Origin of the sequence: Marinobacter sediminicola, assembly GCF_031157525.1 — a bacterium.
In the GTDB taxonomy this organism is placed as follows: Bacteria; Pseudomonadota; Gammaproteobacteria; order Pseudomonadales; family Oleiphilaceae; genus Marinobacter; species Marinobacter sediminicola.
Genome location: NZ_JAVIXR010000030.1, coordinates 1 through 1,185, shown reverse-complemented (window position 1 = coordinate 1,185; position 1,185 = coordinate 1). Strand labels below are relative to the sequence as shown.

Here is a 1,185-nt window from a genome sequence, read left to right as displayed (position 1 = left end):
AAGTTTGAAAGAATTAAGCCACACCTTAACGTGGGCACTATTGGTCACGTTGACCATGGTAAGACGACTCTGACCGCTGCTCTGACTCGTGTGTGTCACGAAGTTTGGGGTACTGGTTCTGCGAGTGCATTCGATCAGATCGATAACGCACCGGAAGAGCGTGCGCGTGGTATTACCATTGCGACCTCTCACGTTGAGTACGATTCTCCTAGCCGTCACTACGCACACGTAGACTGCCCGGGCCACGCGGATTATGTGAAGAACATGATCACCGGTGCGGCCCAGATGGATGGTGCGATTCTGGTTTGTTCTGCAGCTGACGGCCCAATGCCTCAGACGCGTGAGCACATCCTGTTGTCTCGTCAGGTTGGCGTTCCTTACATCGTTGTGTTCCTGAACAAAGCGGACATGGTAGACGATGAAGAGCTGCTTGAGCTGGTAGAGATGGAAGTGCGCGAGCTTTTGAGTGCGTACGACTTCCCGGGTGACGATACGCCGATCATCACTGGTTCTGCGCTGATGGCGTTGCAGGGCAAAGACGACAACGAAATGGGCACAACCGCTGTGAAGAAGCTGGTTGAGGCTCTGGACGATTACATCCCTGAGCCGGAGCGTGCGATTGATCAGCCGTTCCTGCTGCCGATTGAGGATGTGTTCTCTATCTCCGGTCGTGGTACGGTTGTGACTGGTCGTGTTGAGCGCGGTATCGTCAAGGTTGGTGAAGAAGTTGAGATTGTTGGTATCAAGGATACCGTCAAGACTGTCTGCACCGGTGTTGAGATGTTCCGTAAGCTGCTGGACGAAGGTCGTGCTGGCGAGAACGTAGGTGTACTGCTTCGTGGTACCAAGCGTGACGACGTTGAGCGTGGTCAGGTATTGTGTAAGCCAGGTAGCATCAAGCCGCACACCAAGTTTGAGTGTGAAGTATACGTACTGAGCAAGGATGAGGGTGGTCGTCACACTCCATTCTTCAAGGGCTACCGTCCTCAGTTTTACTTCCGTACTACCGACGTAACTGGTTCCTGTGAATTGCCGGAAGGCGTGGAAATGGTTATGCCTGGTGATAACGTACAGATGGAAGTGACGTTGATTGCTCCGATCGCCATGGAAGATGGCCTGCGCTTCGCGATTCGCGAAGGCGGTCGTACCGTTGGTGCTGGCGTAGTCGCCAAGATCATCGAGTAA

1 protein-coding gene is annotated in these 1,185 nt (G+C 53.5%); it reads left to right on the top strand.

Annotation, left to right across the window (positions count from 1 at the left end):
- The coding region (tuf, locus tag RG807_RS17650) for an elongation factor Tu (protein ID WP_309046049.1) at positions 1–1,185 on the top strand (1,185 nt) is incomplete at its 5' end.